3 protein-coding genes and 1 pseudogene are annotated in these 2608 nt (G+C 33.1%); 2 read left to right on the top strand and 2 right to left on the bottom strand.

What is annotated here, in order from left to right:
- Nucleotides 1-390, top strand: a 390-nt coding sequence (gene smpB / locus ACK5ON_RS04960; RefSeq protein ID WP_409820445.1) for an SsrA-binding protein SmpB, incomplete at its 5' end; no start/stop codon positions are given.
- Nucleotides 391-446: 56 nt separating this feature from the next.
- Nucleotides 447-1088, top strand: a complete 642-nt coding sequence (locus tag ACK5ON_RS04955) for a hypothetical protein (RefSeq protein ID WP_396176493.1) — start codon at nt 447-449, stop codon at nt 1086-1088.
- A gap of 67 nt (nt 1089-1155) precedes the next feature.
- Here ACK5ON_RS04955 and ACK5ON_RS04950 read toward each other — a convergent pair whose 3' ends face one another.
- Both ACK5ON_RS04950 and ACK5ON_RS04945 read right to left on the bottom strand, forming a co-directional pair.
- Nucleotides 1156-2466: a T9SS type A sorting domain-containing protein gene (locus ACK5ON_RS04950; protein ID WP_409820442.1), complete on the bottom strand. Its 1311-nt coding sequence runs from the start codon at nt 2464-2466 to the stop codon at nt 1156-1158.
- Between the two features lie 3 nt (nt 2467-2469).
- Nucleotides 2470-2608, bottom strand: a pseudogene (locus ACK5ON_RS04945) (protein-L-isoaspartate O-methyltransferase); the annotation flags it as partial.

Below are 2608 nucleotides of genomic sequence, written 5' to 3'. Positions count from 1 at the left end.
TATACTGCTGGCATTGTTTTAACAGGAACAGAAATCAAATCCATTCGTTTAGGAAAAGCCAACATAACAGAAAGTTTTTGTGAATTTCACAACAGTGAATTATTTGCCATTAATACCCAAATTGAGGAATATCTATATGGAAATCAATTTAATCACAAAGCCAAAAGCGAGCGCAAACTATTGCTTAATAAAAGAGAACTTAAAAAACTTGAAAAAGCTATCGATACAAAAGGATTAACCATCATTCCCCTGAAACTTTTTACTAACGAAAAAGGAATAGCCAAACTAGATATTGGACTCAGCAGGGGAAAAAAAACCTACGATAAACGGGAAAGTCTTAAAGAACAAGATGTTAAGCGAGATATAGACCGAATAAAAAAAGCTTTTTAGTTTTATAGTGAAATTCTATTTAATTCTTATATTTATAAACTTTTAAAAAATAAATCATGAGAAAAATTTTAGTATTGCTGACAGGTATTCTTTTAGTTAGTTGTGGTGGAACAAACACAACAATTGTAAGCAGTTGGAAAGACCCCGAGACAACAGCTTCTAAAGAGCAATTCAAAAAAATAATGGTAGTTGCTTTATTGAAAAATGAAACTACTCGTAGAGTGGTAGAAGATCAAATCACTTCTAAAAACAAACTTTTTCATCCATCGTACATGCTTTTTACTAAAACTAATTTGGATTATACAACAAAACAAAAATTAAGTATTTTGGATAGTGAAGGATATGATGGTGTCATCACTATGCGATTAGTTGATACTAAAAAAGAAACTAGTTATGTTCCTGGAACAAATACTAGTATGTTTTATGGTGGTTACTATGGTGGGATTTATGGAGGTTATTATGGCGGTTGGTATGATATGTATTCTCCAAATTATTATGATGTTGGATATTATCAAGAAAACACCTATTATATTGTTGAAACAAATGTATTTTCATTAAAAAACAACAAACTAATTTGGACAGGAACCACTAGTTCAAGTAATGTGATTGATGTATCCCAAACCGTTGATAACATTATCATAGAAGTGGCTAAAGAAATGCGAAAAGACGGTTTTATGGCTCCTGAAACCAAAAAATAAGAAGTGAATCACATAAAAAATCCTGAATAATTTCAGGATTTTTTTAATTCTAGTAGCAACCAATTTCTTATTTCTTAATCATTTTTTTTGTTTCTATATTTCCTTCTTTTTGAATTTTTACAAAGTACAATCCGTTAGAGAATTGAGAAGTATCGATTGCATTAGAAGTATGATCCATAACAAAAAAAACTTTTTTACCTAAACTATCATAGATTTCCACTATAGCATTTTCGGCATTTTCTAAATAAATAGAGTTTGTAAAAGGATTTGGTGATGCACTAAATTTATTAATTTCATTTTCACCTACAGCCAACAAGCAGATTGGAGATGGAGCACCTCCTGAAACTACATTTAGTACACCATTGTAAATATTCCAGGTTTCCCAGCTGCCGCCTGAAATCTGTGGTGATGGTGAATATCCCCAGCCACTTGGTGAAACATCAAAATAATTATCGCCATTCATGGTGCCAGGGACTTTATAAACCATTATTGAATTCCATGTTAAAGGTTGACCAGTTACACAATATGGACCAGGAACACCCCAAAAACAATTCGGCTGAATAAAGTAGGCAAACTCCTGATAATTGGGATAATCTCCATAAACACGTGCTCTTCCATCAGTTCCTATACAAACTGCTACATATTCATTGCACGCTATTCCATAAATTTCTGTTGCATAATCTTGCCTAAATCGAGCCATGAAAGTAGCATGTCGTCCTCTTCTATCGGGATTGTCATAATGCGTATCCGTTATTACATTTGTTAAAAATGGAATATTCAAAAAATCGGTTGTAGGCAAGGTATTTCCTGAATATCCAGCGAGAGTAACATTGGTAGCATAAGGATTTGACATTGCTTGAGCTGAAGTTACACTTCCATTTTGAGCAGAAAAATAACGTCCACCTAAAATGGCCATCCCTGCACTGGTACCACCAATTGGAGCACTTTTTACATTCACATGATAATTAATTAAATCCTCAAGTGCATTATTTTTAAAGTAAGAAACATAATTCCATTGATCTCCACCAGCAAACCAAATCATTTCTGCTTTAGAAACTTTATCCAAAACATAAGGATTAGTAGCACCAGCCGCAGAAGTAATCACTAATGTTTCAACAGAATTAACAGTAACACCTAATCCAGAATACAAATAATTATTATAGCCATTACTCCCAGTAGAACGCAAAACGACAATATCGCCACCATTTGCTTTTTGAAATAGCCAAGTCATGGCGTTATCGTTTTCTGTAGCGCCACCCATTAGGCAAACTCCAAACTCAGTTGTCGTTGTTATGTTTGTGGTGTTGCCTGTAAAATAACTAGTGTATCCTTGTGAATAAGATACAATAGGAAACAAAAGGAAATATAGTTTTTTCATATTTTAATTTTTATTTTCTAATAAAGGTACAAATTTAAAATCGCCAACCTCATGTTTTTCAAACTGTGTTTCGTTTTTACGGATGAGCATGGTCATTACTTGTTCTTTATCGCCAACCGGAATAACAAGTCTTCCTCCTATT

The organism is Flavobacterium sp. (genome assembly GCF_046317795.1).
In the GTDB taxonomy this organism is placed as follows: Bacteria; Bacteroidota; Bacteroidia; order Flavobacteriales; family Flavobacteriaceae; genus Flavobacterium.
Note: the sequence above shows the minus strand (reverse complement) of the source record. Positions and strands in the feature narration are given on the sequence as shown.